A 25601-nucleotide genomic window follows, 5' to 3' on the forward strand; every position below is an offset into this window, starting at 1 on the left:
GATGCTGCGCTGCGCAAAAAATGTGCAGGAACAGGAACAAAAAACGGCCCTGCGCGGGCCGTCGATGCCGGTGCTGCCTGGGGAAGCACAGGCATCTGCTGCACGGCAAAATGGCCGCGCAACAGATCAGGGACAATTTACTGCATCATCGCGCAAAACGTTTCGGGGTTGCCGTCAAGAATGACGCCGCTGGGCCAGCGGTGATTGCGCTGTTGCGCGCGCAGCAGGGAGGCGGCCAGGGCCGAGTCGCCATCGATGGCGTAGACGAAGACGGGCATGTCCAGGCTGGCCGCGTCGCCGAGCAGGGTCGGGTTGGCGTCCAGGCTGCGCGCATCCACGTGCACGCCGACGGGCATGCCGATCTGCTGGCGCACGCGCTGCAGCCACGGCTTGTCGAGCTTGGGCGCGCGGGCATTCTTGGCGATAAAGCGGCTGACCTTGTTCGTGCCGGCCGCCGCCTGCGCGTTGCGCGGGTCGAACACGAGCAGCCCCAGGTAACCGTCCGGGTCGGCGCGGCGCGCGCACGCCAGGTTGTTCGGCACGCCCGACGTCAAGAACCAGTTGCCATGCTTGATGTTGCCGCGCAACTGCGACACCAGCGCGCCGATCGGCGCGCACGAGGGCACGACATCCTTGATTTCCGCATTCAGGGTCTTGCCGGGAAAGGCCGTGGCCAGGTCGGCGATATCGCTGACGAAGGGCGGCGTCTCGGCCGTCAGCACGCCGCGGTTTTTCATGCTGGCGGCGCGCCAGTCGTCGGCGTTCAGTTTTTTCACCGTGCGGGGCGAGCCCGTGTCGACCACCCGGCCCGTCAACAAGTCGTGGTGCACGACCCAGTTGCCGTCGCCCAACAGCTGCAAATCCGTCTCGACGCCATCCCAGGTGCCGAAATACGTGTTGCGCAGGGCGCTCAGCGAGTTTTCCGGCGCATTGCCGGCGCCACGGTGGGCATGCACCTTCATGCCCAGGCAATCGGCCTGGACGGCCGTGCTGAACATGCAAAGCAGCAAGGCCAGTGCGGCCGCCTTATTTTTGGTGTGCGTGATAGCCATAATGAATTCCCTGCAAAACATGGATGCGGATCGCTTCGTTGACGGGGTAGCTGTAGCCCTGGCCGACGGCCACTACGTGCGTGATGTTGGCCAGGATGGCCTTGCCCGCGATATTCCAGCGCGTGCTGTCGGGTTCAGGCTGGCGCGTCCAGTCCAGCATTTGCCGGAACAGTTCGCTGCGCGTGACGTTGTTGTCGAGCACGGACAAGACGCCCCAGGTGCCCGCGAACGCCGTCGCCAGCACGCCCGTGGCGATCCAGGCGGAACGGCGGCTCAGCTGTCCATCGGCGCCCGCCTGCTCGCCGCGGCGCATGGCCAGCAGCAATAATACGACGGTAGCGATCAAGTACAGCAATTTCGAGAAATGGCCGATGGCGCCCAGCAGGGAAAAGAACAGGGCCACGGGCGGCACGATGGCGGCGCGCGCCGCTTCCTTGCCTTCATGGAAGAACCTGCCGCCGTTCTCGAAATCCGTGCGGCTGGCGCGGTATTCCACCAGTCTTTCCGCCGTCTGGCGATCGAGGAACTGGTCGAACAGGCGGCCGAACTCGGCCGGATTCGCATACGCTGCCTGCACCGTGGCACCGGCCGGCAACTTCAAGGCCTCGCGCAATTCCGCCTGCACGCCGGGACGGGCGACAAAGGCGGCAAACGACAGGCCCGGCGGGATGCGCTCGCCGCGCACGGAGACGCCCTTGCTGGCCGCCTCGGCCGTATAGCGGCGCTTGACGGCGGCGCGGAAGCCCCGCTCGTCGTCCGTCTTCCAGTTGGCGGGCACGGGCACTTTCTTGCGCACATTGTTGACGACGGCCGCCTGACGCCGCATCGGCACCGAATGCGGTTGCCAGCCCCGCCGCGACAGGCTGCTCACGTATTCCTGCCACGACGATTGCTGCTTGGCGCGCAAGCCGGCATCCGTGTCGGGAATGATGCCCGCATACAGTTCCCACTTGCCGGCCAGCTCGCGCATCGCTTCTTGATATTTGTCATAGTAGCCAGCCGGGCCACCGGCCACCTGGCGCACGTTGGCGCGCACCAGCTGTTCCTTGGCCGGCCCCATGCGCTCGTCGAGGTGCTTCACGGACACGGCCAGAAACGGAAACAGGGCCAGGAAGGATTTGCCTTCCGGCTTGGCGAACAGGGTGGGGTCATCGACCAGGCCCTGCAGCTGCAAGCTGCCGCCTACCAGCGAGCGCTGCAGCAAGGTGGTATTGAAGGCCATGCGGCGAAATTCCGCGTCGCGCGTATTGACCAGCACGTTCACCGTGGTTTTCAGCACGCCAAAGACGACGCCGGCCGTGACCACGCAACAGACGATGATTTTCATCCAGCCGGGGCCAGTGCCGCCCTTGCCGCCATTTTTCAGGCGGCGGCGCCACATCAGTTGCAGTACCACCAGCGCGGCGGCGATGCCGGACAGGCTGCGGCCATAGAATTCCACCCCTTCCACGTCTTCCGGCTTGACGTTGCCGCCCACCACGTCGAGCAGACGGGCATTGAAGCCCAGCTCGAAGCACAGGTAGATGATCGTCAGGACGATCAGGATCAAGGTCTGCCGGATTTGCAGACTGCGCAAGCTTGCGGCCATCTTATTTCCTCAAATCGATGACGACGGGCTTGATCTCTTCCGTCTGGAAACTCATGGCGGCTGGCACGCGCGAGGCGCTATCGGCGGCGCGCGCGGCCGGGGCTGTCGTGGCCGGCGCGTTGGGCACCGTGCGCGCGGGCGCTTCCTGCGCCACCTGGCGGCGGTTCTTGCCGGCCGCGCGGCTGGTCGCTTTCGGCGCCGGGGCAGGCGCCCGCGTGGCCGCCGGCGGCGCGGGAATCACGCGCCCGCTGTCATTGCCGGGCAGAGTGGCGATGGCCGGGCCCGTCGCGCGCAAGGCGTCGTCGGCAAACGGCTGGGCACGCGTATCGACGCCGGCCGGCACGGGCACGCTGGCGTTGAGCAGACGGTTGTCTGCATACACCATGCGCGACAGGCGGTTGTAGTTGGGAAAATCGATATTCAGCGATTTCCCGTCCGCCGCCAGCTCCACGCGGGGCCGGTCCTTGCAGTTGCCGACCGTCCACTGCAGCACGTCCGTGCCCTGGAAGGCCAGCACTTCATAGCGGTAGGCGCAGCCGCGCTCCTGGGTTTCGACGATCACCACGGTGCGCTCGCCCACGTTTTCCGCGCGCGCCACGCGGGCCGTCAGGGCCTTGTCCAATGGCACGACGCGAAACGCCTGCGACAGCTTGATCGAATACTTGCCTTTCGGATCCTTGCGCAAAGTGCCTTCCGTGCCGTCGCGCAGGCGGAAGGTGGAGATCGGCGTGCCGAACAGCTCTGCCGTATCGAGGCCCACCATCACGCCGCCACGGCCATTCGGTGTCATGGCGCACCCCGTCAACAGGATGCCGGCGGCCACGCCGGCGATCAACTTGCGCCAGTGCGCAGATGCAAAATTCTTATACGTTGTCATGCTTGATAACTTTCTCTTATTACTGAATTCAGGGATTGGTGACGGCCAGCGGATTGCCCGGGCCTGGCGGCGGCAAGACTTTCTGGCGGTCGCGCGACAGCACGGTAAACGCGCCCAGGGTGTCCGGGCCGGCGACGATTTCCAGCTGCTCGCGCTGCAGCCAGGTACGGATTTCCGCTTCCGTCGCCTCGGCGCGGAACAGCACGCGCGTGCGCACGCCCGTCTCGACGCCGCTGCCGCCGCTGCGGAATTGCGCGTTGTCGACGCCAGCCTGTTCCTTCGGCAGGAACAGCCACGCCGATTGCACCACCATCACGCTGGCGGCCACGGCCGTGACGACTTTCAACCAGCGGTTTGAATTTGCCGCCGTGATCGGCGCAGCCACCTGTGGCGCCGCCGCGTCGGCCACGGCGATCTGCAACTGCCGCAGCCCCTGGCGCAGCAATTGCCGGTACGCCACGCGGCCATCCTTGCCCAGTTCGTTCGACAGGGGCGTGCCCGTCAGCGCATAGCCGTCGCCGGGCAAGGCCACGCGGGCGATCACGCCGGGCGCGGCCGCGGCCCCATTCGCGCGGCCGTGCAACTCCAGCCAGCGCACCGCCTGCAGGCGGTCCGGGCTGAACACGCCCAGGCAAACGCCCAGGTCCGTCACGGCCACGATGACAGGCAGATCGCACAGCACCAGGCCGGCGCGCGGATCGACGGGCGCGTCGCGCTCTTCGACCACCAGGCCGCAGGCATCCGCATACGCCGTGTCCGGCGTGACGAGCCAGCCGCGCCAGCGCTGCCGCGTGCTGTCCCAGGCGTCGAGCAGCACGGCGCCAAAGCCCGGGCAGCGCGCCAGCACATGGATTTGCCCGCCGGCGATGGGCCGCGCGGCCAGCGGCGCGGCATCGCTGCGGCGCGCAAAGCGTTCCAGCACATGGTCCGGCACGACAATGCCGCGCCAGTCGGGGGTCGCGCCGGCCACCTCCGCTTCCAGCAGCTCGGCGGAAGACGGCGGCGACGGCAGGCGCGCGGCAACGATGGCCAGGGTGGGCGTCAATGCAGTCATGCCGGTGGCCTTTCATCAGTGTTCGGGGGGGTGGGCGCGGGGTCCATGTGCAGGGATAACGCGGCCACGCAGAGAATATCCAAAACTATTTGCGCCGCCTGCAGGTCGCGCGCGGCCAGGGCGTCCCCCACGCGCAGCTTGAGCAGGGTCAAGACCCAGCTGCCCAGCAGGGTGGCGCGGTGGGCCGGCGCGACGATCTGGCGGGCCGCGCTGATGACATCGCCCTTCTGTTTATGCACGAGGCCCAGCTTGCCGCCGTGGTAATGCGCGGAAGCGATCTGTTCGGCCAGTTCCTTGACGGGCATGCCGCCGCAGCCGCAGTGGCGCAGCAGCAAGATCAGGTCGCGCGGCAAGCTGGTGACAAAAACGTCGGCCGCGGCGCGCACCGAGGCGGGCGTCAGCCGGTAGTCGCGCAGCGGTTCCGCATACGCGTCGGGTGCCTGCAAGTCGCAACCGTCCTGCGCATCGGCATCATCGTCATCGCGCTGCTTGCGCAGCTGGTCGATGATGAAACGCTTGAAATACAAAAACAGGGCGCCCACGTGGTGGGGCGCGGCCTCGCTGTCGCTGTTGAGGACTTTTTCGATGAAGAACTGGTGGCGCAAGTCGGCCAGCGAGTCGCCCAGCGACGCCGCCTCGCGCGGACGGCAAGGCGTCAGCGCGGCGATGACGCGCTGGTAAAACTCGCCCAGTTCGCCTTGCGTCAGCTGCTGGCGGCGGGTCCAGAAATCATGAATCCGTTCAAATTGTTCCGATTGCACTGCCGGTCCGATCGTGTGTTGGGCGGCGCGCGCCACTGGCCGGGAGCAAGGCTGGCCGGTAAAGAGGAAATACGCTGGACAACAAGGCAAACTTGTCAGTCAAGTAAAATGCATTCAGGCAATTTTCTCATACCGCACTGGAAATCGCTAACTTTTGTTACTTCAACGACAATTTCCGAGACCCCGATGCAGCGCCTGATTCCCCTGTTGTTGTCCCTCTTTTTGCTAGTTAGCAATGTCGCGCCAGCGGCCGTGCCGACAGCGGCGGGCAAGCGCATCGCCCTCGTGATCGGCAATGCGGCCTATGCGCAGCCATTGCTGAATCCCGTGAACGATGCGCGCGCCATGGCCGAGCGCCTGCGCCGCCTGGGCTTTGACGTGCTGCTGCGCACGGATATCACGGCGGCGCAGTTGCAACAGGCGTCGGCCGCGTTTTCCACGCAAGCGCGCGGCGCCGATATCGCCCTCGTGTTTTACGCGGGCCACGGCGCGCAGGCGGGCGAAGCCAATTACGTGCTGCCGCTGGGCGCCAACATGAACGCGCTGAGCGCGGCGGCCATCGCCGCCCAGGGCGTGTCCGTCTCCAGCCTGGCGGGCGACTTGCAGCGCACGGGCGCGCGCGGCGCCGTGCTGATCCTCGACGCTTGCCGCCAGGAATATACGCGCGGCGGCGCGGCCGTTCCCGTGCCCGGCGGCAGCAATGCGGCCAGCCACGGCTTTGCCGATACGCAAGCGCCGCGCGGCGTGGTGATCGCCTACTCGGCCGGCCCGGGCGCCCTGGCGCGCGATTTCTGGTCGCCCGATTCGCGCAACAGTCCGTACACGAGCGCCCTGCTCGATGCGCTCGACGCGCCGGGCTTGCCGATGAGCGACGTCTTTTCGCAGGTGGCGGCCAGGGTGGCCGCCATGACGCACGACGTGCAAAAGCCGCGCGTGTCGTTCGGCGAAACCTCGGCCCGGCTGGTGCTGAACATGGGCAGCGGCAAGGGCGTCAGCCAGCCAACAAGCGGTGTGCTGGCCGCGGGCAACCACGGCATGCGCGCGCCTGGCCCGGCGCCAGCGCCAGCGTCGACGCCGCCTGCCGCCACCGCTGCAGGCGCCAAAGTCTGGCCGGGCAATGTGTTGCAAGACATCAACTATGAAATCCGCATGCAGATCGCGGCGCGGCCGTTTCCCCGCCAGCAGCTGGAAAAGCGCGCGCGCACGGGCGACCTGGTGGCGCTGACGGCGCTCGGTTATGGCATCGGCGGCGGCGACGCCGGCATCAAGCAGCCGAAGGCGGGCATGCAGTGGCTGGAAAAAGCGGCCGCCAGGGATTTTCCCATCGCCCAGACCTATCTGGCCGAATTGCTGATGGTCAAAGGCGACCCGGCCTCATTGAAACGCGCTGGCGTGCTGCTCGACGCCGCCTCGCAGGCCGGCTACAGCCCCGCGCACGCGTATAAATTCGACCTGGCGCGGCGCACGGGTGCGCCGCCGCAGGACGCGGCACGCCACTTGCAGGATGCCTTCATGGGCTTGATGAAGGATTACCAGGGTGCCGCCAGGGATGTATTACAGCCGCCGAAAAAATAATTCAAAATAATTTTAGATTTCCCTGAACTGCCCCCGTTATCCGTGGGTACATGCAATACAGCATGACAGTGACCAGGGAAATCTCATGCACACATCCAGCCCGGCAACACCCGCCACCATCGGCCAACGGGGCCGCATCCTCGCCTACCAGCCCAGCGGACAAGGTTCCGTCAGCGTGGCCGGCATTCAACATCCATTCGACGTGGCCACGCACTGGCGTTCGGACACGGCGCCCGCCATCAACGCCGTCGTCGACGTGCGCTTCGATGACGGCGGCAGCCTCGCCACCGTCAGCGCCGTCGCGGCGCAGCAGCTGGCGCAGGAAGAGATGGCCGGCGCGGCAAAACTGGCGCGCGACAAGGGCCGGCAACTGTGGGGCCGGGCCGTCGATGCGCTCGGCATCAAGGTGCTGGCCGCGCTCGGCGTGCTGATCGCCGGCGCCTTTGTCTTCAACACCCTCGGCATCCGTCTGTTCGCCGCCGTCTCGCGCAGCTATTGGCAGCTGCTGGGCCTGTCGGCGGACAGCCTGGAAAGCTTCGCCCGCGACGGCGGCAGCGGTTTTACCTCGGCACAATTGTTCTTCCTGCTGGCCATTGCCGCCTGCTGCGCCACCATGGCCAGCAAGCACCCGAAAGCGGCGCTGGGCAAGTGCGCGCCGCTGCTGTTCATCGTCGTGCACAGCAGCTTGCTGTTAATCAAGATCAAGGGCGCCGTCAGCGATGCGGGCAACGCCATGGGCGGCCTCATGGGCAGCCGCGCGGCCCGCATGGCCGAGCAGATGGCCAGCGAAATGCTGGGGCAGGTGTGGCAAGGCCTGTCCTTCGGCATCGGTTTTTACCTGGTGCTGGCGGCTTCCATCGTCCTGGCCGCTTACGGCGTGGGCGAATACCAGCGCTTAGGAGGCAAGCACTGAAAACCTGCTGCGCTGCCGTGACTTGCATAACGCTAAAAATTAAACCCGTCATTACCATTTCAATCATCTTGAAGGAAATATCATGCATCGTACCCTGCCCGCCCTGCTCGCCATCGCCCTGCTCCTGTCCGCCTGCGGCAAGACGGATAACGCCGCACCGGCCGCTTCCGCCCCCGTCGCCGCAAATGTCGCCGACCTGGCCGCGAAAGCCCAGGTGAAGGCGGCCGCCGCCAGCCTGCCGCAGGCGGACGCAGCCACGCCAGCGTCCAGCTATGTCGACATCACGAGCGGCAACCAGTTGATGTACAGCTACATCGCCCTGTCCGGCGTGCCGCCCGATTACGCGGCCGTGGCGCAGCGCATCTCGCGCGAATATGCGGGCAGCAACGATGCCTTCCGCAAGCAGGAAGTGCTCGACGCGCTGAAACCGCAGATCGACGCCAAGGTCGGCGAAGCGAAGACGAAACGCTACCTGCGCTACCAGATCAATGGCCAGGGCGCGCTGTCGCCGTACGCCATGGACAAGGCCGCCTTCCCCGCCAAGTTCGCCGAAGCGGGCACGTATTACTACATGTACGACAACGGCGACTACAAGCTGGCGTTCACGAACGGCGATGGCTACTCGCTGCTGAACGTGGCGCAGGATGCAGCGCGCAAGATCGAGGCGGCGCGCAGCGGCTACAAGGATTTCGCCATCATCGTGTATGCCTACGCCCAGGAAGCGGACATGGCCAGCCACCAGGTCAAGGCGCAGATCGTCAAGGTGGCGATCAAGCTGAACGGGGAAGAAATTCCTGTGCAGCAAGCGCTGTAAGCGCCCGGACCTTTGCGTTACACTGTTCGCCACATTGCATCGGGATAGCGACATGGGCGAACAGACACTGGCGGAACAACAACTGGCAAACGGGCAACGGCTGCACCAGGCGGGCAAGCTGATCGAAGCGATCAATGCCTACCAGGCCGCATATAAACTGGCGCCCAGCCTGGTGGAAGCCCAGCATTTCCAGGGCCTGGCCATGCTGGAGCTGGGCCAGGCCACCATCGGCCTGGGCCTGTTGAAACTGTCGCTCAAGCAACAACCGGACAACGCCCTGTTCCACTACAACCTGGGCAACGTGCTGCGCGGCACGGACAGCGCAGCGGCGCTGGCCAGCTACGCCACGGCGGCGCGGCTGGCGCCGCACGAGCACGATTTCGCCATCGTGCATTCGGAATTGCTGCTGGCCAAGCAGCGCTTGCCGGAAGCCATCGCGGAACTCGAGCGCGCCCATGCCTTGCGCCCCGAACGCTGGCAAAACCTGCAGGGCCTGGCGGAAATGTATTACCGCACGGGCCAGCAGGCACTGGCGCTGGCGCGCTACGCACAGGGTATCGCGCTGCACCCGGCGCTGGCAGACAGTTGCCGCATCGGTTATGCCAACCCGCGAGCGGGACAGACCGAAACTTTGACACCGCTCAATGTCGCGCCATCGCTGCATGACTTCCTGCACGAAACGGACTTGCACATCCTCGACGATTTCCTGCCCGACCCGGCCGCCTGGCGCGCGCAGGCGCTGGCCCTGCCGTTCGAGCAGCAGCGCTATGCGGGACAAAACTATCCGGGCAGCCAGACGGCGGGCCAGCCCTGCCAGGCCACCATGGAGCGCATCGCCACGGCGCTGGGCCGTCCCATCCGCTTCATTTCGCCCGACAATGGTTCCTACCGCCTCAGCTATGCCGACGCCATGGCGCGCACGGATATCCACGTGGACAACGAAACGGGCAATAATTTCAATTTCTATGCGGGCGTGCTGTATCTGAACCCGCCCGAGCAGTGCCAGGGCGGCACCACGTTCTGGCGCCACCAGCCCAGCGGCTGGTACCGCAGACTAGCCGAGGCGGACGTCAAGGCGGGCGGCTACGCCAGCTTCAAGGATTTCCAGAAGCGCTGGCTGCCGAACAGTAAAGTGCAGAAATTCAATGACTTGCAGGAACAGCGCGACAGTTGGCAAGCGCTGCTGGAAGTGCCGATGCGCCACAACCGCCTGATCGTATACAAGGGCCACTATTTTCACTCGATCAGCAATGTGTTTGGCGACACACCCGAGAATGGCCGGCTGGTGCAACTGTTTTTCTTTGAAGTGCCAGATTAAGCATGCGGCGCGGGTATTGTCGGATTACGCCCTGCGGGCTAATCCGACCTACCAGTCACTGGACCATGCGTAGGTCGGATTGGCGGAACGCGTAATCCGACAACGGCTACCAGTCACTGGGCCATGCGTAGGCCGGATTAGCGGAACGCGTAATCCGACAACGGCCGCTCAGCATTCAATACATGTCCGCAGCCGTCGCGCGCACGGCTTTCAACAACATATCCGCGCCCGGCGACAGCAGATGATCCTGCTGGCGGATGATGCCGAACGCATCCATCTTGCACGGCAGCTCGATGGGCAGGATGCTCAGCACGTTCAACGATTCATAGTAATGCGCCACTTCCGTCGGCATCACGTGCAGGGAATCCGTCTGCTGCAGCAAGGACGTGATCAACAGCAAGGCCGTCGTGTCGACCACGTCGACGGGCGGTTCCAGGCTGGCGCGGCGGAACATCATGTCGAAACGGTGGCGCAGGATGCTGCCTTGCGGCGGCAATATCCACGGCTGGGCCGCCAGGTCCTTCAACTGCAGATTCTTGCGCGACAGCAGCGGATGGCCATTGCGCGCCACGGCGCTGGCCGGCTCTTCCGTCAATTCTTCGTAGATGAGGCCGGCGCTGCTTTCCTTTTCCAGGATGCGTCCGATCATGAAGTCCAGGGTACCGTGCTGCAGCATGTCCATCAGGGTGTTGCTGTGCTCCAGGTGCACGCCGATGCGCATCAGCGGCGCCTGCTGCTTGATGCGGGCTATCGCGCGCGGCAACAGCGCCATGGCCGGCGTCATGATCACGCCCACTTCCACCTGGCCCGTCAGGCCCGACTTCAGGGCGACGATGTCGTCATGCGCCAGCGACAGGCTGGTCAGCGCCATGCGCGCGTGGCGTATCATCGTCTCGCCGTAGATGGTCGGCTCCATGCCACGCGGCAAGCGGTCGAACAGGCGCACGTCCAGCATCTCTTCCAGGTCCTTGATTTGCTTGGACGCGGCCGGCTGCGTCATGTGCAATTCTTCCGCCGCGCGGTGGATATTGCGCTGCTCGTCCAGGGCGATCAGGAGCAGCAATTGCCGCGTCTTCAGGCGGGCTCGCAAGAACCAGTTGGGGTTGAGGGTATCCATGAATAAATCATATCATGATCGATATCGCTTTTAACTCAATATCGATGTTATAGATATCGGTGTGTCTCCTTTTTGTACGCGTGATGAAATGGCTCAGGACGCCTTGCAGGCGGCGCTCGGGTTGGCGGCCGGGCCTGCCGTTTGAGGGATGAATTCGATGGTGCCGTCGGGCCTGTATTTCAGCTCTTCCACGGCGACGGAACGCCGGTATTCTCCGCCGCCGGGCAACTTGTCGTTGTGATAGAAAATGTAGGACTTGCCGTTGAATGCGATGATGGCCTGGTGGATGGTTTTCACGACGGCATTCTTGTCCATGATGGTGCCGCGGAAATGCCAGGGACCCGTCGGCGTGGGGCCCGTCGAGTACGCCGTTTCCTCGGGAAAATTGCGCGAGTACGACAAATAATAGGTGTCCGCATGCTTGTGCATGTACGCCGCTTCCGTGAACGCATCCATGCCGAAGGTCAGGATCGGGCCGTCGAGCTCCGTCATGTTCGCTTTCAGCTTGGCGTACTTCAAGACCGTGTTGCCCCAGTAGATGTAGGCCTGGCCATCCGTGTCGATGAAGACGGCCGGGTCGATATCGTCCCACGGGATCGCCGTCTGCTTCGTCATGTCGTTCGTGATCAGGGCGCTGCCGCGCGCATCGACGAACGGCCCCGTCGGGCTGTCGGACACGGCCACGCCGATGGCCTTGCCGGGGATGGTCTTGTGGTCGACGGTCGAGTAAAAATAGTACTTGCCGTCGCGCTTGACGATGTCGCCGGCCCACGCATCCTTGCCGGCCCAGGCGAAGGTGGAAAAGCGCACGGGCGAGCCGTGGTCCGTCCAGTTCGCCATGTCGCACGAGGAATACACGCGCCACTCGTGCATGCGGTAATCCGTGTCCGTGGCGCTCGCCTCATCGTGGCCGACGTACAGGTAGACTCGGCCATTGTCGACCAGCGCGGCCGGGTCGCCCGTGTAGATATCCTTGACGATGGGGTTGGCCGCCTGCGCGCCAAAGGCGGCACAGGCGAGCGCCGCCGCCATGCCGATGGCTGCGGCACGTTTGTTCTGCTTCAACATCAATTAACTCCCGTTGGTAGTTTTCTGGCCCATGGCCATCAGTCGTTGCACGACGCAAAAGACAAACAGCAGGCCGCCGATGACGATCTTGGTCCACCACGAGCTGAGGGTGCCGTCGAAGGCGATCAGGGTCTGGATGGTGCCCAGCACCAGCACGCCGGACAGCGCGCCCGCCACATAGCCGTAGCCGCCGCTGAGCAGGGTGCCGCCGATGACGACGGCGGCAATCGCGTCCAGTTCCGTGCCTTGCGCATGCAAGCCATAGCCGGACAGCATGTAAAACGAAAACAGCACGCCGCCCAGCGCGGCGCACAAGCCGCTGAAGGCATAGATCAGCACCTTGGTGCGGCCCACTGGCAAGCCCATCATCAGGGCCGACTGCTCGTTGCCGCCGATCGCATACACGGCGCGGCCGAACGGCGTCGCGTGCGCCAGCCAGATGGCCAGCAATAACGTCGCCACGGCGATGACGACCCCGGGCGAGACGAAGCCGCCGAGAAAACCCAGCTGGGTCTGCGACATGGCGACGAACAGCGGGTCGTCGATGGTGATGGAATTGATGCTGATCAAATAGCACAGTCCGCGCGCCAGAAACATGCCGGCCAGGGTGACGATGAACGGCTGCAACTTGAAATAATGGATCAGCGCGCCCATGCTGGCGCCAAACACGGCGCCCAGCGCCAGCACGGTGGCGATCACCAGCAGCGGCGGCCAGTGCGCCACGTGGAGCAGCCAGGCGGCGATCATGGTCGACAGGGCCAGCACGGAACCGACGGACAGATCGATACCGCCGGAAACGATGACGAAGGTCATGCCGACGGCGATCACCAGCAAGAACGCGTTATCGATCAACAAGTTAAAGATGACCTGCGTCGACAGCAGGCCCGGATAGGCGGCGCCGCCCAGGCCCAGCATCACCACCAGCAGCAGCACGGTGACGAGCGAGGTGAAATACGGGGTGTGCAGCAAGCCCTTCATGCTTTTCTCCGATGCAGCAATTGCTTGAATTCCGACGATTGCGACAGGCAGACGAGGAAGACGACGACCGACTTGACGACCATGTTCACTTCGGGCGGCACGCCCAGCGAATAGATCGTGTAGGTCAGGGTCTGGATGATGAGGGCGCCGATCATGCTGCCCACGAGGCTGAACTTGCCGCCAGCGAGCGAGGTGCCGCCCAAAGTGACGGCCAGGATGGCGTCGAGTTCCAGCATCAGGCCCGCATTGTTGGCGTCCGCGCTCTTGATGTTCGAGCTGATCATCAGCCCGGACAGGCCCGCGCAGGCCGCGCAAAACACGTACACGAAGAAAATCAGGGTCGCCGTCCTGATGCCGGCCAGGCGCGCGGCGACGGGGTTGATGCCGACGGCCTGGATGAACAGGCCCAGGGCCGTCTTGCGCATCAGCACGGCCGTGATGAGGAAGACGGCAGCCACGAGGAACAGCGAGAACGGCAAGCCGAACAGGTAGCCGCTGCCGATGAAGAAGAAGGGCTGGTAATAGACGGTGACGATCTGCCCATCCGTCAGCAATTGCGCCAGGCCGCGCCCGGCCACCATCAGTATCAAGGTGGCGACGATGGGCTGCAAGCCCAGGCCCGCCACCAGCACGCCATTCCAGGCACCGCACAGCAGGGCCGCGCCCAGGGCGGCCGCCAGGGCCCAGCCCATGGGAATGTTGCTCACGTAGGTCGGCACGCCGTTCTCCATCACCATGGTGCCGCCGATCAGCATGGCGGCCACGGTGCCGGACAGGGCCACGACGGCGCCCACGGAAATGTCGATGCCGCGCGTGGCGATGACGAGGGTCATGCCCAGCGCGGCCAGCATCAGCGGCGCGGCGCGGTTGACGATGTCGATCACGCTGCCGTACAAATGGCCATCGCGAATTTCCAGATGGAAAAAGCCGGGAATGGCAAGGAAATCGACCAGCAACAGCAAGAACAGCGCGGCCAGGGGCCGGCTCAGGGGATGATGCAGAACGCTATGCACAATGGAAGAATCCGTGGTGGAAGCCAGACGCGCCGCGGGCGGTGCGCTGGACGGTGTGGACACGCTCATGCTGACTCCCCGGCAATGACTTGCAGCACGGAGCTGTCGTCCAGTTCGCCGCGCGCATAGTCGCCGCAGGCCTTGCGGTCGCGCATGACGAGAATACGGTCGCTGCAGCGCAGCACTTCCGGCAATTCGGACGAGATGAACAGAATCGCCATGCCCTTGCGGCAGAGTTTACCCACATAGCTCATGATTTCCTGCTTGGCGCGCACGTCGATGCCGCGCGTGGGTTCGTCGAGGATCAGCATGGCGGGCGAGGTCACCAGCCAGCGCGCCAGCAAGGCTTTCTGCTGGTTGCCGCCCGACAAGCTGCCGATCGGCGTCTCGATGCTGGCCGTCTTGATGCCGAGCGCCTTCACGTACTCGTCGGCCAGCGCCTGCTGGCGCTTGAACGGGATGGCGCGCAGCAAGCCCGTGCGGGCCTGCAAGGCCAGGATGATGTTTTCGCGCACGGACAGCGACAGGATCGCCCCCTCGTGCTTGCGGTCTTCCGAGCAGAAACCGATATCCCGGGCAATGGCGTCGCGCGGCACGTGAAACTGGCGCGGCTTGCCCTGCATGGTGATCGTGCCGGAATCGGCCTTGTCGGCGCCGAACAGCAAGCGCGCCAGTTCCGTGCGGCCCGAACCGAGCAAGCCGGCCAGGCCCAGCAGTTCACCCTGGCGAATGTGGAAATCCATGGGCAGCAAGGCGCCCTTGCGGCCCAGTCCCTGCGCTTCGAGCACATTCGTTCCAAAGCTGGCCACGCCCGCTTCCTGCGCCAAATCCAGCGCTTGTTCCTGCGTGTCGGCCGCCACGCCGATCATTTTATTGACCAGCGCCAGGCGCGACAGTTCGCTGCACGCGTATTCTCCCTCGCGCTCGCCATTGCGCATTACCGTGATGCGGTCGGAAATGGCGTAGGTCTGGTCGAGGAAGTGGGTCACGAACAGGATCGCCATGCCCTGCCCGCGCAGGCGGCGCAGCACGGAAAACAGCAGCTTGACTTCCGCCTCGTCCAGGCTGGACGTGGGTTCGTCGAGGATCAGCACGCGCGCGGAAATATTCAGCGCGCGCGAAATGGCCACCATTTGCTGGATGGCCAGGGGAAAGCTGGACAGCTGCGCCGTGACATCGATATCGATCTGCAATTGCTGCAGCAAGGCCCGCGCCTGCTGTTGCATGGTGCGCCAATCGATGGGACCAAAACGCGCGCCGAAGCGGCGCGGATAGCGGCCGATAAAGATATTTTCCGCCACCGACAGGTTCGGGCACAGATTGACTTCCTGGTACACGGTGCTGATGCCCAGCCCCTGCGCATCCGACGTGGACGCGGGCGCGATGGGCTGGCCGTCGAGCAGGATCTGGCCGCTGTCGGGCGTGTAGACACCCGTCAGCACCTTGATCAGGGTCGACTTGCCGGCGCCGTTCTGCCCCATCAAGGTATGCACTTCGCCCGGATACAGGCGCAGGGCAACATCGGTGAGGGCTTTGACGCCGGGAAAGGCTTTACTGATGCCGCGCAACTCCAGCAAGGGAGCCGGCGCGGCGTCGTGATGCGCTTGCGTCTTCATCATGCGGCAAGCTTAGTACTTACGGTTCGGGAATTCCTTGGCGGCCACCTCGGCAGGGAACACGCCTTCCACCGTCGTGATGCGGGCCGGCACGGGTTTACCGGCCACCACGTCGCGCGCCACCGACATCAGTTGCGGGCCCAGCAGCGGACTGCATTCCACGGTGACATTGAGCTTGCCGGCGATCATGGCCTCGAACGCGCCTTTCACGCCGTCGATCGAGATGATGATGATGTCCTTGCCCGGCTTCATGCCCGCTTCTTCGATGGCCTGGATGGCGCCGATGGCCATGTCGTCGTTGTGCGCGTACAGCACGTTGATCTTCTTGCCCTCGGCCTTGAGGAAGGCTTCCATCACTTCCTTGCCCTTGGCGCGCGTGAAGTCGCCCGTTTGCGAACGGATGATCTTCATCTTCGGATTCTTGCCCACCACTTCCAGGAAGCCCGCCTTGCGGTCGATGGCGGGCGCGGAACCGACCGTGCCCTGCAATTCCACGATGTTGAGGGTGGCATCCGGGGTTTTCTTGGCGTGCTCGAGCAGCCACTGGCCGGCGCGGCGGCCCTCTTCCACGAAGTCGGAACCGATGAAGGTGACGTACAGCGATTTATCCGCCACGTTGACGGCGCGGTCCGTCAGGATGACGGGAATCTTGGCGGCCTTGGCCTCGCGCAAGACGGTATCCCAGCCCGATTCGACGACGGGCGAAAAGGCGATGACGTCGACTTTTTGCGCGATGAACGAGCGCAGCGCCTTGACCTGGTTTTCCTGCTTCTGCTGCGCATCGGCAAATTTCAGGGTGACGCCATCTTTCTTGGCGGCATCCTTGATGGAGACGGTATTGGCGGTGCGCCATTCGCTCTCGGCACCCACTTGCGAAAAGCCCATGACGAGGGGCTTGGCGGCAAAGGCGGACGAGGTGGCGAAAGTGGTAGCAGTAGCGGCCAGCAGCATGGCGCTGGCGAGGAGGGTGCGGCGGCTCAATGTCATTCTTGTCTCCAGTTTTTATTGGAATACCATCACAGCCGGATGCCGGATGGGCGGTTTTTTATGAACCCATGGTAGGAGAAAGCAACATAGCCATCCAATCAATTCTTTTTCGCTTGCGATACCGATTTGCGTATCACTGGATGGCTCACTGCCCTTCTGCTCCCCGTCAGCGCAGCAGGCGCAGCCCGTACAGGCCGCCCGCCACGGAGTCCTTGCCGGCGACAAATTTCACCACCAGCTTGCCCTTGGCCGCCTTGACCAGCTCGGCAGGCAGCGGCACATCCAGCGTATGCAGTTCCTGCGGCGCATCGGCCGCCACGGCGACCGTTTGCACTCTTGTGCCATTGAGCAGCACGTCGAAGACGCGGCCCGCATCGAGCGTGGACAGGGTCAGGCGCAGGGTCTTCGCTTCGCCTTGCGGGTCGCTCAGCGCATAGCTGAACCAGCCCGTCGCATGGCGCCAGTGCCGGCCCTTGTTGACGCCGTTTTCGCCGCCCTCGGCCTGGAAGAAGTGGTCGGACTCGGGCTGCTGTTGCCCCGGCGCCACCTGGTCGATGGTTTGCGCATCGAGCGCCAGGCGCTGCGCCTCGGCCTGGCGCGTGCTGTCCTGCAGCTGTACCAGCCCGGCCGGCGTGGACACGGGCCAGTACAGCATGTAGCGCGCATCATGCAGGCGGAAGAACGGGATCAGTTTCAAGGTGGCCGCATCCTTGCCCTGGATCAAGCCTGGCGCCGTAAACGTCAGCGGCTGGCCCTTCACGGGGCGGATTCTGCGCATGAAATCCCTGGTATCGCTGACGAACAGCGGCGACGACTCCAGCGGACACACTTGCCCCTGGGCGATATGCCCCATGCGCGTGTCGTCGGCAAGGTAATTGAGCTTTTCATTGGCGAACGGCTGCGTCTTGGCGGCCAGCACGATGGGGCCGTGCAGCACGGCATAGTAGTTCGACTGGTCCGGCATCTGTTCCAGGCGTGTCGTCATCGGCAAGGTCACGTCGACGGTGTCGCCCGCTTTCCACGCGCGCGCGATGGTCACGTACTCGCCGGGGGCGCCGTTCACGCGCAGGGCCTTGCCATTGAGCGTCAGGCGCAGCTTGCCCTTGGCCACCCACTGCGGATAGCGGATCTTCAGGCTGAACGTCTTCTTGCCCGCGAACTGGCTCAGCGTGATGCGCGTCGTGTCCCGGTCGGGGAACTGCGTGCTCTGGATAATCTTGACGCCCTGCCCCTGCCAGTCCAGCGTGGAAGCCATGAACAGGTTCACGTACAGGGCATCGCCGTCATGGGCGTAGATGAACTCGCCATACTTGGCCTGGCTTTCGATGCCCGAGCCCACGCAGCACCACATGCCCTTGTCCACTTGCGAATACACGCGGTAGTGGTTCGGGCGCATGGGCGTGAAATACACAAAACCGCCCGTGCCGGGGCGTTGCGACGACAAAATATGGTTGTACAGCGCGCGCTCGTAGTAATCCGCGTATTGCACCTGCTCGTCGCGGCGGAACAGTTGCTCGGTGAGCTTGAGCATATTGTAGGTATTGCAGGTTTCCGGCCCCTCGACCTCTTCCAGCATCGTGGAAAAATCGTGCTCGTCGTGGAAATGCTCCTTGACGCTGTTGCCGCCGATGGCCACCGTGCGCTTGTCATGCACGGTTTGCCAAAAGAATTGCGCCGCCTGTTGCCAGTCGCGCCGGTCCGTCAGTGCGCCGATGCGCTCGAAGCCGATCACCTTCGGGATTTGCGTATTCGCATGCAGGCCCGTCAACTTGTCTTGCCCCGCCGCCAGCGGCTGCAGGATGGCCTGGTGCGAGAAGCGCACGGCCAGGTCCATGTAGCGCTGATCGCCCGTCATGGCGTAGACGTCGGCCAGTACTTCGTTCATGCCGCCGTGCTCGGCGCGCAGCATCGTTTGCATCTGCGCATCCGTGAGCGAGGCCGAGAGTTTCACGGCCCAGTCCGACAAGGCGATCAGCATGGTTTTCGCCTCGGCATTGCCGGCGTACTGATAGGCATCGCGCAGGCCGGCAAACACCTTGTGCAGGTTGTACCACGGCACCCAGCGCCCGTTGACGGAGAAGGTATCGGCCTGCAAGTTTCCTTGGGCAATGGCTTGCCAGGCGGCGCTGCCGTCGGGAATACCGCCCAGGTAGCCATTGCCGTTGGCGTCCTGGCATTTCTTCAGCTCCGTCACCACATGGTTCAACCGTGCCAGCACCTGGGCGTCGCCCGTGGATGCGGCCATGCGCGCCAGCGCGGACAGATAATGCCCGCCCATGTGGCCGTCCAGCCCCGTCGCTTCCCAGTTGCCATAGCTGGGCTGGATCTGCGGCATGCCCGCCTCGCGGCGGAATGGCGCCAGCAGCTTGTCCGGCTCGAAGGCCATCAGATACTGCAAATCCGTCGTTTGCGCATCGAGAAACGGTCCCGCGCCGAGGCGCACGGACGACAGGGGAAACAGTTCCGCCGCCTGGAGCAGCGGCGTGGCAAGGCCGCCGGCGGCCAGCGCCAGCAGCAACACGGTTGTTTTCATGGCGGGGCCTTTACGGTTGGGCGGCGGGCAACTGTTTACTTTGATAGCGGTTCAAGTCGCGCGCATCGACCTGCGGCCAGCCCTCCTTGTCCCACGTCATGGGCAGGATCTTGAGTTTTTGCAAGTAATCATCGGCCGTTTCATACGCATGCAGCACCAGGTAATCCTTGCCGTCAAACGTGTAGGCGCTGTTGTGGCCCAGGCCTTGCCAGTCCTTGTCGCCTTTCAGCAGCAGCGTGCCGCCGCCCTGCGCCATGTCGCGGCCCTCCCTGTCCAGGTAGGGGCCCGTCACGCTTTTGGAGCGTCCCACGGCCAGGTGATAGGTGCTGTCGGCTTTCTTGCAGCACAGGCCCCACGAGACGAACAAATAATAATCGGCGCCGCGCTGGAAGATGAACGGCGCCTCGATTTCCTCGGGCGCCGGCTTGAATTCGCCCGCGCGCGGCGGCAGCGGCATGCGGCGCGCCAGCGAGTGCCACTCCTGCGGTTCCGCAATACGGGTCCAGTCGGGCGTCAGTTTTACCAGCTTGATGCCGTTCCAGAACGAGCCGAACGACATCCACGGCGTGCCCTTGGCATCGGTGATGATGTTCGAATCGATGGCGTTCCACTCGTCGCGCTCGGGCACCGATTGCAGCAGCATGCCCTGGTCGACCCAGCGGTAGTCGGGCGAGCGGGGATTGAGGGTGGTGTTGACGGTGACGCCGATGCCGGAGGTGTTCTTGCCGAAACCGGAGACCGAGTAGTACAGGTAATACTTACCGTCATGAAACTGCACATCGGGCGCCCAGATATGGTCGTCAAATGAGGGCGCAGCCGTCTTCGCCCACGTGGGCTGGCCGGCAAACACGCGCCCTTCCGGCTGCCAGTCGACCATGTTCTTCGAGCTGTAGAAGGTGATGCCGGGCCCCGTGCTGTACAGATAATACGTGTCGCCTTCCCTGGCCATCACGGGGTCGTGCACGCTGACCTGGGCCGCGTGCGCGGCAGCCATGATCGCCAGGGTGCTCAGGATGGCGGCCACGCCGCGTGTCAATGTGTGCATCGTCTTCTCCGATATGAACGGGCCGGCCCATCATGCGGGCCGGCTTGATGAATGACAAGGGGTGAAAGACTAGTCGACGGCCACCACCACGACGGCCTTGGCGGGCACGGACACGGTCAGCTTGCCGCCCTGCGCCTTGGCATGAAATGCCACCGGCTGCACGGCTTGCGGTTGCGCAAAGCTGTTGACGGCGTCCATCTTGCCAGCGGTCAGCATACGGCCATTCACGCTGGCCGCTTGCCTGCCGGCCAGGGCCACGTTGACGTCGACGGCCTTGTGCGGATTCGTGTTGACCAGCGACAAGTACACCTTGCCATCCTTGGCGCGCGCGGCCGAGGCGCTCACTTCAGGAATGCTGACCTTGCCCAGGCTGTACTTGCCGTTGCCACTGATGGCGACCGGCAGGGAGGTGGCATCCTGGAACGGCACGTACATTTCAAACGCGTGATACGTGGGCGTGAGGAAATATTTATCCTTGTCCGTGATGATCATGGCCTGCAGCACGTTGACCATTTGCGCGATATTCGTCATGCGCACCCTGTCCGCGTGGGCGTGGAAAATGTTGAAGTTCAGGGCGGCAACGAGCGCATCGCGCAAGCTGTTTTGCTGGAACAAGAATCCCGTGTTGGTGCCCGGCTCGACGTCGTACCAGGTGCCCCACTCATCGACATACAGGCCCGTCTTTTTCGATGGATCGTTCTTGTCGATGGCGGCGATATTGTTCTTGATCAAGCTATCGATGCGCAGGGTACGCTCCAGTGTCGATATCCATTGATCTTCGCCAAAGCCCGTGGCGGCGCCCTTCTTTTCCCACACGCCCGTGGGCACCGTGTAGTAGTGGAAACTGATGGCGTCCATCATGTTCGGCTTGATTTCACGGCTCAGGGTGTCGGACCAGCTGATGTCGTCGTCATTGCCGCCGCTGGCGATGAATTTCGGGCGCGCGCTTTCCGGCGTCTTCATGAAGGTGTGGTAATGCTTGTACAGGTCGGTGTAATACTGCGGGCGCATATTGCCGCCGCAACCCCAGGCTTCGTTGCCGATGCCAAAGTAATCGACTTTATACGGCTGGGCGCGGCCATTCTTGCGGCGCAGCTCGGCCAGGGTCGATTTGCTGTCCGACGTCATGTATTCGAGCCACTCGGACATTTCCTGCGGCGTGCCGGAACCCAAATTACCATTGATGTAGGTTTGCGCACCGAGCAACTCGGCCAGGTCGAAGAATTCATGCGTGCCGACGGCGTTCGACTCTTCCACGCCGCCCCAGTTGGTGTTGACCTTGGTCGGGCGCTGGGCGCGCGCGCCGATGCCGTCCTTCCAGTGGTACTCATCGGCAAAGCAGCCGCCCGGCCAGCGCACCAGCGGCACGTGCAACTGTTTCAGCGCACCCAGCACGTCGTTGCGCCAGCCCCGGGTATTCGGAATGGAAGAGTCCGGCCCCACCCACATGCCTTCGTAGATGCCCGTGCCCAGGTGTTCGGCGAACTGGCCATACACGTTCTTGTTGATCACGGGACCGGGCTTGGCCGCGTCGATGGTGACGCTGACGGGCGCGGCAAAGGCGCTGCCGACGGCCAGGCTCAAGGCCGCGATGCTGGTATGGATGAATTTCATGCTGTCTCCTGTTTTTGTAGTGAAAAGCAAGGGCCGGGATCAAGCCCGGCATAATCTGGATGTGGCGATGCCTCTCCTGCCGCAGGGTTAGGGCGGCAAGAGCGGTATTTCGAAAGAGGAAAGATTTGGCAGGCTGCAACTCTGCGGCCGACAAAACGCCCAGGGCTAGGCGCAGCGTCGAAGACAGTACGCTAGTACATCAGTACGATGACTTCCGACGCTGCAACAACGCCCTGGACGTTTTGTCAGACCCAGCCGGCGTCGACGATGAATTCCTGGGACGAGCACATCGCGCCGTCATCGGAGGCGAGGAACAGCACCATGGCGGCGATGTCCTGCGGCATCAGTTTATTCGGCAGGCACTGGCTCTTCTTGATTTCCGCTTCCGCCGCCTCGTCGACCCACAGCTCGATCTGGCGCTGCGTCATGACCCAGCCCGGCGTGACGGTGTTGACGCGGATATTGTGCGCGCCGAAATCGCGCGCCAGGCCCCGCGTGAGGCCGACGACGGCCGCCTTGGTGGTGGCATACACGGGGTAGCCGCCCGACTTCATGTGCCACGAGATCGAGCTGACATTGATGATGGAGCCGCCGCCCTGCCGCTTCATGCCGTCGAAGACGGCCTGGCACGTGAAGAACATGGGGCGTTGATTGATCGCAATGCGCTCGTTCCAGTATTCCAGGGTCACGTCCTGCGCCTGGTGGCGCTGGTCGTTGGCCGCGTTGTTGACGAGGATATCGAAGTCGCCCAGCTCGCCTGCCAGTTCGGCCATGACGGCTTGCAAGGATGGAATATCCGTGATGTCGCAATGGCGGAACAAGGGTGCCGTCCAGCCCGCTTCAGCCAGGCGGCGGCACAGGGCCTCGCTGGCCTCGACGGCGATATCGACAAACGCCACCAGCGCGCCCTGGGCCGCAAATTCGGCCACCAGGGATTCGCCGATGCCGCTGCCGCCGCCCGTGATGAACACGCGCTTGCCCTGCAAGCTGCCATATTTCGCCAATTGCTTCATCTTGTCTCCACCTGTTTATTTTTTATATACAACGTCTGACCAAACCGCGACACGCGGCAAGGCCTGTCGGCCCCGCCGCGCGGCAGGTTTTTAGTCCTTGCCCAGCATGCCATCCTTGCGGCGCCAGATGCCCAGCGGATTATCGTCGCGCAGCGACTCCGGCAGCAAGTCCTGCAGCAGGTTCTGGTAGGACACGGGACGCAGGAAGCGGTTGATGGCGGCCGTGCCCACGGACGTGCTGCGGCCGTCCGACGTGGCCGGGAACGGGCCGCCGTGCACCATGGCCGTCGACACTTCCACGCCCGTGGGGAAACCGTTGGCCAGGATGCGGCCCACGCGGCGTTCCAGCACGGGCAGCAGGCGGCGCGCGTCTGCCACGTCGCCCTGGTCCATCTGCAGGGTGGCCGTCAGCTGGCCTTCCAGGCTTTCCGTGATCGCCAGCAATTGCTCGATGTCGCGGCAAGCCACCAGCAGCGAGGCAGGACCAAAGACTTCGTCGCGCAAATCGTGCTTGGCTAGGAAGGCCGCGCCCGACGTGACGAACAGGGCGGCGGCGCCCTTGCCCTCTTCTCCCGCATTCTGCACCAGCGGCGTCACGTCGGCGTGCTGCGCCAGGGCTGCCACGCCCTTGGCATAGCTGCTGGCGATGCCGGCCGTCAACATGGTGGCGGCCGGCGCCGGTGCCAGCGCTTCGGCGGCGGCGGCGGCGAAAGCCGTGAAGTCGGCGCCTTCCAGGCCCAGCACGAGGCCGGGATTCGTGCAGAACTGGCCCACGCCCATCGTCAGGGAGGCGGCAAAGCCGCTGGCGATCGCGGCGCCACGGGCGGCCAGGGCTTGCGGCAGCACAAACACGGGATTGATGCTGCTCATTTCCGCATACACGGGGATAGGCTGCGGACGCTCGGCCGCCACCTTCATCAGGGCGATGCCGCCCGAACGCGAGCCCGTGAAACCCACGGCCTGGATGGCAGGATGGGCCACCAGGGTCTGGCCGATGCCATTGCCCGTGCCCGTCAACAGGGCGAAGACGCCGGCCGGCAGCTTGCACAGGGCAATCGCCTTCACGATGGCGCGCGCCACCAGTTCCGAGGTGCCGGGATGGGCCGAGTGGGCCTTCAGCACGACGGGACAGCCGGCCGCAAGGGCCGAGGCCGTATCGCCGCCGGCGACGGAGAAGGCCAGCGGGAAGTTACTGGCCGCAAACACGGCGACGGGACCCAGGCCGATCATGCGCAAGCGCAAGTCAGGACGCGGCGGCACGCGCTCCGGCAGCGGGCTGTCGATGCGCGCATCGGTCCATGAACCTTCGCGCAGCAAGCCGGCGAACAGTTTTAACTGACCGACCGTGCGGCCGCGTTCGCCTTCCAGGCGCGCGCGCGGCAAGCCGCTTTCCGTCATGGCGCGCACGATCAGCTCGTCGCCCAGTTCGACGATTTGCGCGGCGATGGTGTCGAGGAAATCGGCGCGTTCCGCATCGCTGGTGGCGCGGAACGGGTCGAACGCGGCTTGCGCCAGGCGGCACGCCTCGTCGATTTGCGCTACGTCAACCATGTGAAAGGCAGGCGCGATGGGCGCGCGCGCGGCCGGGTCCCACGCTTCGAAGGAGCCGCCATTGCCCTTGACGGCAACGCCGCCGATCAGTGCTTCACCGGTGATGTTAAAACTCATAATGTGCTCACTTTCGCAAATGCGGTTGGGAAGATGTCGAGGCGGTTGCGCAGGGCGGGGCCAAAGGCCGGCGCTTCGATTTCAAAGGTTTCGCCCGGCGCCACGCTGACGCCATCGGCAAAGCTCAAGGTGGCCGTGCCAAAGAAGTGCACGTGCACGTCGCCAGGGCGCTTGAACAGCGGATACTTGAAGTGATGGTGCTCGAGGTTGGCGATCGTGTGCGACATATTTTCTTCGCCGCTGACAAACGCCTTTTCCCAGCGCACATTGCCCGCCACGTCCCGCACGCGCGAGACGCCATCGATGTGCGCAGGCAGTTCGCCCACCAGCAAGGCCGGGCCGACGCTGCAGGCGCGCAGCTTCGAGTGGGCCAGGTACAGGTAATTCTGGCGTTCCGTCACGTGGTCCGAGAATTCATTGCCGATGGCGTAGCCGACGCGGTAGGGCTGGCCGTCGTCGCCGATCACGTACAGGCCGGCGATTTCCGGCTCTTCGCCGCCATCGAGGGCAAAGTCCGGCATGCGCAGCGGCTGGCCGCCGGCGCGCACGATGGAGCCGTCGCCTTTATAAAACCATTCCGGCTGGGCGCCCGCCGTGCCTGGCTCAGGCTTGCCGCCTTCCACGCCCAGGCGGAACATTTTCATCGAGTCGCTCAGGACTGCCGCGTCGCCGCCGATCTTCTTGTGCATGGCGTCGCGCGCGCCGGCGCTGCCCAGGTGGGTCAGGCCCGTGCCCGTCACGTAGCAGTGCGCCTCGTCCGCATGGTCGAGCGGCGCCAGCAGGCGGCCGCTGGCGGCCACGTCCGCATAGGAATGCGTCGTATTGCCGACCGTGGCGTTCACCAGCTCCGCCAGGCTGACCTTCTTGCGGATGGCATCTTGCGCCAGCGCATACGTCGTGTTGTAGCCTTCGATGACGCGGATCTGGTCATCTTGCAGCAGGCCGACGAGGCGGCCGCCGTGTTCATTCGTAAATTGCAGCAACAGCATGGGAATCT

The 25601-nt window shown here is 64.2% G+C and carries 21 protein-coding genes; 4 read left to right on the top strand and 17 right to left on the bottom strand.

Features of this window, described 5'->3' with window-relative positions:
* Positions 1–137: 137 nt before the first annotated feature.
* The 5 genes from O0880_RS17785 to O0880_RS17805 are packed head-to-tail and all read right to left on the bottom strand — an operon-like array spanning position 138 to position 5332.
* Positions 138–1052, bottom strand: a complete 915-nt coding sequence (locus O0880_RS17785) for a glycerophosphodiester phosphodiesterase family protein (protein ID WP_289887829.1) — start codon at positions 1050–1052, stop codon at positions 138–140.
* Positions 1027–2640: a hypothetical protein gene (locus O0880_RS17790; protein ID WP_289887830.1), complete on the bottom strand. Its 1614-nt coding sequence runs from the start codon at positions 2638–2640 to the stop codon at positions 1027–1029. Before O0880_RS17790 ends, O0880_RS17785 begins: the two co-directional genes overlap by 26 nt.
* A 1-nt stretch (position 2641) precedes the next feature.
* Positions 2642–3517: a hypothetical protein gene (locus tag O0880_RS17795; protein ID WP_289887831.1), complete on the bottom strand. Its 876-nt coding sequence runs from the start codon at positions 3515–3517 to the stop codon at positions 2642–2644.
* Between the two features lie 28 nt (positions 3518–3545).
* A complete protein-coding gene (locus O0880_RS17800; RefSeq protein WP_289887832.1) occupies positions 3546–4571 on the bottom strand; it encodes a hypothetical protein in 1026 nt (341 codons plus the stop codon).
* On the bottom strand, positions 4568–5332 hold the full coding sequence (locus O0880_RS17805; RefSeq protein ID WP_289887833.1) for a hypothetical protein: 765 nt from the start codon (positions 5330–5332) through the stop codon (positions 4568–4570). The genes O0880_RS17800 and O0880_RS17805 overlap by 4 nt, the downstream gene beginning before the upstream one ends.
* Positions 5333–5518: 186 nt before the next feature.
* Between O0880_RS17805 and O0880_RS17810 the strand changes: the two genes are divergently transcribed.
* From O0880_RS17810 to O0880_RS17825, 4 genes are all read left to right on the top strand, one after another.
* On the top strand, positions 5519–6907 hold the full coding sequence (locus O0880_RS17810; protein ID WP_289887836.1) for a caspase family protein: 1389 nt from the start codon (positions 5519–5521) through the stop codon (positions 6905–6907).
* 85 nt (positions 6908–6992) lie between these two features.
* Complete coding sequence (locus O0880_RS17815) at positions 6993–7820, top strand: hypothetical protein (protein ID WP_071325797.1); 828 nt, start codon at positions 6993–6995, stop codon at positions 7818–7820.
* 82 nt (positions 7821–7902) lie between these two features.
* A complete protein-coding gene (locus O0880_RS17820) occupies positions 7903–8634 on the top strand; it encodes a hypothetical protein (RefSeq protein WP_289887840.1) in 732 nt (243 codons plus the stop codon).
* A gap of 52 nt (positions 8635–8686) precedes the next feature.
* On the top strand, positions 8687–9952 hold the full coding sequence (locus O0880_RS17825) for a DUF6445 family protein (protein WP_289887842.1): 1266 nt from the start codon (positions 8687–8689) through the stop codon (positions 9950–9952).
* 175 nt (positions 9953–10127) lie between these two features.
* Here O0880_RS17825 and O0880_RS17830 read toward each other — a convergent pair whose 3' ends face one another.
* The 12 genes from O0880_RS17830 to araD1 form a co-directional block, all read right to left on the bottom strand.
* Positions 10128–11069 carry a LysR family transcriptional regulator gene (locus O0880_RS17830; protein WP_070219038.1) on the bottom strand — a complete coding sequence of 314 codons (942 nt, stop codon included), beginning with the start codon at positions 11067–11069 and terminating at the stop codon, positions 10128–10130.
* A gap of 93 nt (positions 11070–11162) precedes the next feature.
* A complete protein-coding gene (locus O0880_RS17835) occupies positions 11163–12137 on the bottom strand; it encodes a glycoside hydrolase family 43 protein (RefSeq protein ID WP_289887848.1) in 975 nt (324 codons plus the stop codon).
* Positions 12138–12140: 3 nt separating this feature from the next.
* A complete protein-coding gene (yjfF, locus tag O0880_RS17840; protein WP_289887849.1) occupies positions 12141–13115 on the bottom strand; it encodes a galactofuranose ABC transporter, permease protein YjfF in 975 nt (324 codons plus the stop codon).
* Positions 13112–14197 (bottom strand): ABC transporter permease, encoded by a 1086-nt coding sequence (locus O0880_RS17845; RefSeq protein ID WP_289887850.1) that lies wholly within the window; start codon positions 14195–14197, stop codon positions 13112–13114. The genes yjfF and O0880_RS17845 overlap by 4 nt, the downstream gene beginning before the upstream one ends.
* Entirely contained in the window at positions 14194–15747 is a 1554-nt protein-coding gene (locus tag O0880_RS17850) for a sugar ABC transporter ATP-binding protein (protein WP_289887851.1), read from the bottom strand. Before O0880_RS17850 ends, O0880_RS17845 begins: the two co-directional genes overlap by 4 nt.
* 9 nt (positions 15748–15756) lie before the next feature.
* The gene (locus O0880_RS17855; protein ID WP_289887852.1) at positions 15757–16731 is read right to left on the bottom strand and encodes an ABC transporter substrate-binding protein; all 975 of its coding nucleotides are present in this window, start codon (positions 16729–16731) and stop codon (positions 15757–15759) included.
* Positions 16732–16897: 166 nt separating this feature from the next.
* On the bottom strand, positions 16898–19264 hold the full coding sequence (locus O0880_RS17860; RefSeq protein WP_289887853.1) for a glycoside hydrolase family 127 protein: 2367 nt from the start codon (positions 19262–19264) through the stop codon (positions 16898–16900).
* A gap of 10 nt (positions 19265–19274) precedes the next feature.
* Positions 19275–20309 (bottom strand): arabinan endo-1,5-alpha-L-arabinosidase, encoded by a 1035-nt coding sequence (locus O0880_RS17865; RefSeq protein WP_289887854.1) that lies wholly within the window; start codon positions 20307–20309, stop codon positions 19275–19277.
* A gap of 69 nt (positions 20310–20378) precedes the next feature.
* Positions 20379–21923 carry an alpha-L-arabinofuranosidase C-terminal domain-containing protein gene (locus tag O0880_RS17870; protein ID WP_289887855.1) on the bottom strand — a complete coding sequence of 515 codons (1545 nt, stop codon included), beginning with the start codon at positions 21921–21923 and terminating at the stop codon, positions 20379–20381.
* 245 nt (positions 21924–22168) lie between these two features.
* Positions 22169–22936, bottom strand: a complete 768-nt coding sequence (locus tag O0880_RS17875; protein WP_289887856.1) for an SDR family oxidoreductase — start codon at positions 22934–22936, stop codon at positions 22169–22171.
* A 90-nt stretch (positions 22937–23026) separates the two neighbouring features.
* Positions 23027–24604: an aldehyde dehydrogenase (NADP(+)) gene (locus tag O0880_RS17880; RefSeq protein WP_289887857.1), complete on the bottom strand. Its 1578-nt coding sequence runs from the start codon at positions 24602–24604 to the stop codon at positions 23027–23029.
* Positions 24601–25593: an AraD1 family protein gene (araD1, locus tag O0880_RS17885; protein WP_289887859.1), complete on the bottom strand. Its 993-nt coding sequence runs from the start codon at positions 25591–25593 to the stop codon at positions 24601–24603. Before araD1 ends, O0880_RS17880 begins: the two co-directional genes overlap by 4 nt.
* Between the last annotated feature and the right edge of the window lie 8 nt (positions 25594–25601).

The sequence above is a fragment of the Janthinobacterium sp. SUN118 genome (assembly GCF_030397695.1).
In the GTDB taxonomy this organism is placed as follows: Bacteria; Pseudomonadota; Gammaproteobacteria; order Burkholderiales; family Burkholderiaceae_D; genus Janthinobacterium.

Excerpts from the sequence above, each read along its gene's own strand:
- O0880_RS17785 (WP_289887829.1), bottom strand. The coding sequence starts at position 1,052 with ATGGCTATCACGCACACCAAAAATAAGGCGGCCGCACTGGCCTTGCTG.
- O0880_RS17790 (WP_289887830.1), bottom strand. The coding sequence starts at position 2,640 with ATGGCCGCAAGCTTGCGCAGTCTGCAAATCCGGCAGACCTTGATCCTG.
- O0880_RS17795 (WP_289887831.1), bottom strand. The coding sequence starts at position 3,517 with ATGACAACGTATAAGAATTTTGCATCTGCGCACTGGCGCAAGTTGATC.
- O0880_RS17800 (WP_289887832.1), bottom strand. The coding sequence starts at position 4,571 with ATGACTGCATTGACGCCCACCCTGGCCATCGTTGCCGCGCGCCTGCCG.
- O0880_RS17810 (WP_289887836.1), top strand. The coding sequence starts at position 5,519 with ATGCAGCGCCTGATTCCCCTGTTGTTGTCCCTCTTTTTGCTAGTTAGC.
- O0880_RS17815 (WP_071325797.1), top strand. The coding sequence starts at position 6,993 with ATGCACACATCCAGCCCGGCAACACCCGCCACCATCGGCCAACGGGGC.
- O0880_RS17820 (WP_289887840.1), top strand. The coding sequence starts at position 7,903 with ATGCATCGTACCCTGCCCGCCCTGCTCGCCATCGCCCTGCTCCTGTCC.
- O0880_RS17825 (WP_289887842.1), top strand. The coding sequence starts at position 8,687 with ATGGGCGAACAGACACTGGCGGAACAACAACTGGCAAACGGGCAACGG.
- O0880_RS17830 (WP_070219038.1), bottom strand. The coding sequence starts at position 11,069 with ATGGATACCCTCAACCCCAACTGGTTCTTGCGAGCCCGCCTGAAGACG.
- O0880_RS17835 (WP_289887848.1), bottom strand. The coding sequence starts at position 12,137 with ATGTTGAAGCAGAACAAACGTGCCGCAGCCATCGGCATGGCGGCGGCG.
- yjfF (WP_289887849.1), bottom strand. The coding sequence starts at position 13,115 with ATGAAGGGCTTGCTGCACACCCCGTATTTCACCTCGCTCGTCACCGTG.
- O0880_RS17845 (WP_289887850.1), bottom strand. The coding sequence starts at position 14,197 with ATGAGCGTGTCCACACCGTCCAGCGCACCGCCCGCGGCGCGTCTGGCT.
- O0880_RS17850 (WP_289887851.1), bottom strand. The coding sequence starts at position 15,747 with ATGATGAAGACGCAAGCGCATCACGACGCCGCGCCGGCTCCCTTGCTG.
- O0880_RS17855 (WP_289887852.1), bottom strand. The coding sequence starts at position 16,731 with ATGACATTGAGCCGCCGCACCCTCCTCGCCAGCGCCATGCTGCTGGCC.
- O0880_RS17860 (WP_289887853.1), bottom strand. The coding sequence starts at position 19,264 with ATGAAAACAACCGTGTTGCTGCTGGCGCTGGCCGCCGGCGGCCTTGCC.
- O0880_RS17865 (WP_289887854.1), bottom strand. The coding sequence starts at position 20,309 with ATGCACACATTGACACGCGGCGTGGCCGCCATCCTGAGCACCCTGGCG.
- O0880_RS17870 (WP_289887855.1), bottom strand. The coding sequence starts at position 21,923 with ATGAAATTCATCCATACCAGCATCGCGGCCTTGAGCCTGGCCGTCGGC.
- O0880_RS17875 (WP_289887856.1), bottom strand. The coding sequence starts at position 22,936 with ATGAAGCAATTGGCGAAATATGGCAGCTTGCAGGGCAAGCGCGTGTTC.
- O0880_RS17880 (WP_289887857.1), bottom strand. The coding sequence starts at position 24,604 with ATGAGTTTTAACATCACCGGTGAAGCACTGATCGGCGGCGTTGCCGTC.
- araD1 (WP_289887859.1), bottom strand. The coding sequence starts at position 25,593 with ATGCTGTTGCTGCAATTTACGAATGAACACGGCGGCCGCCTCGTCGGC.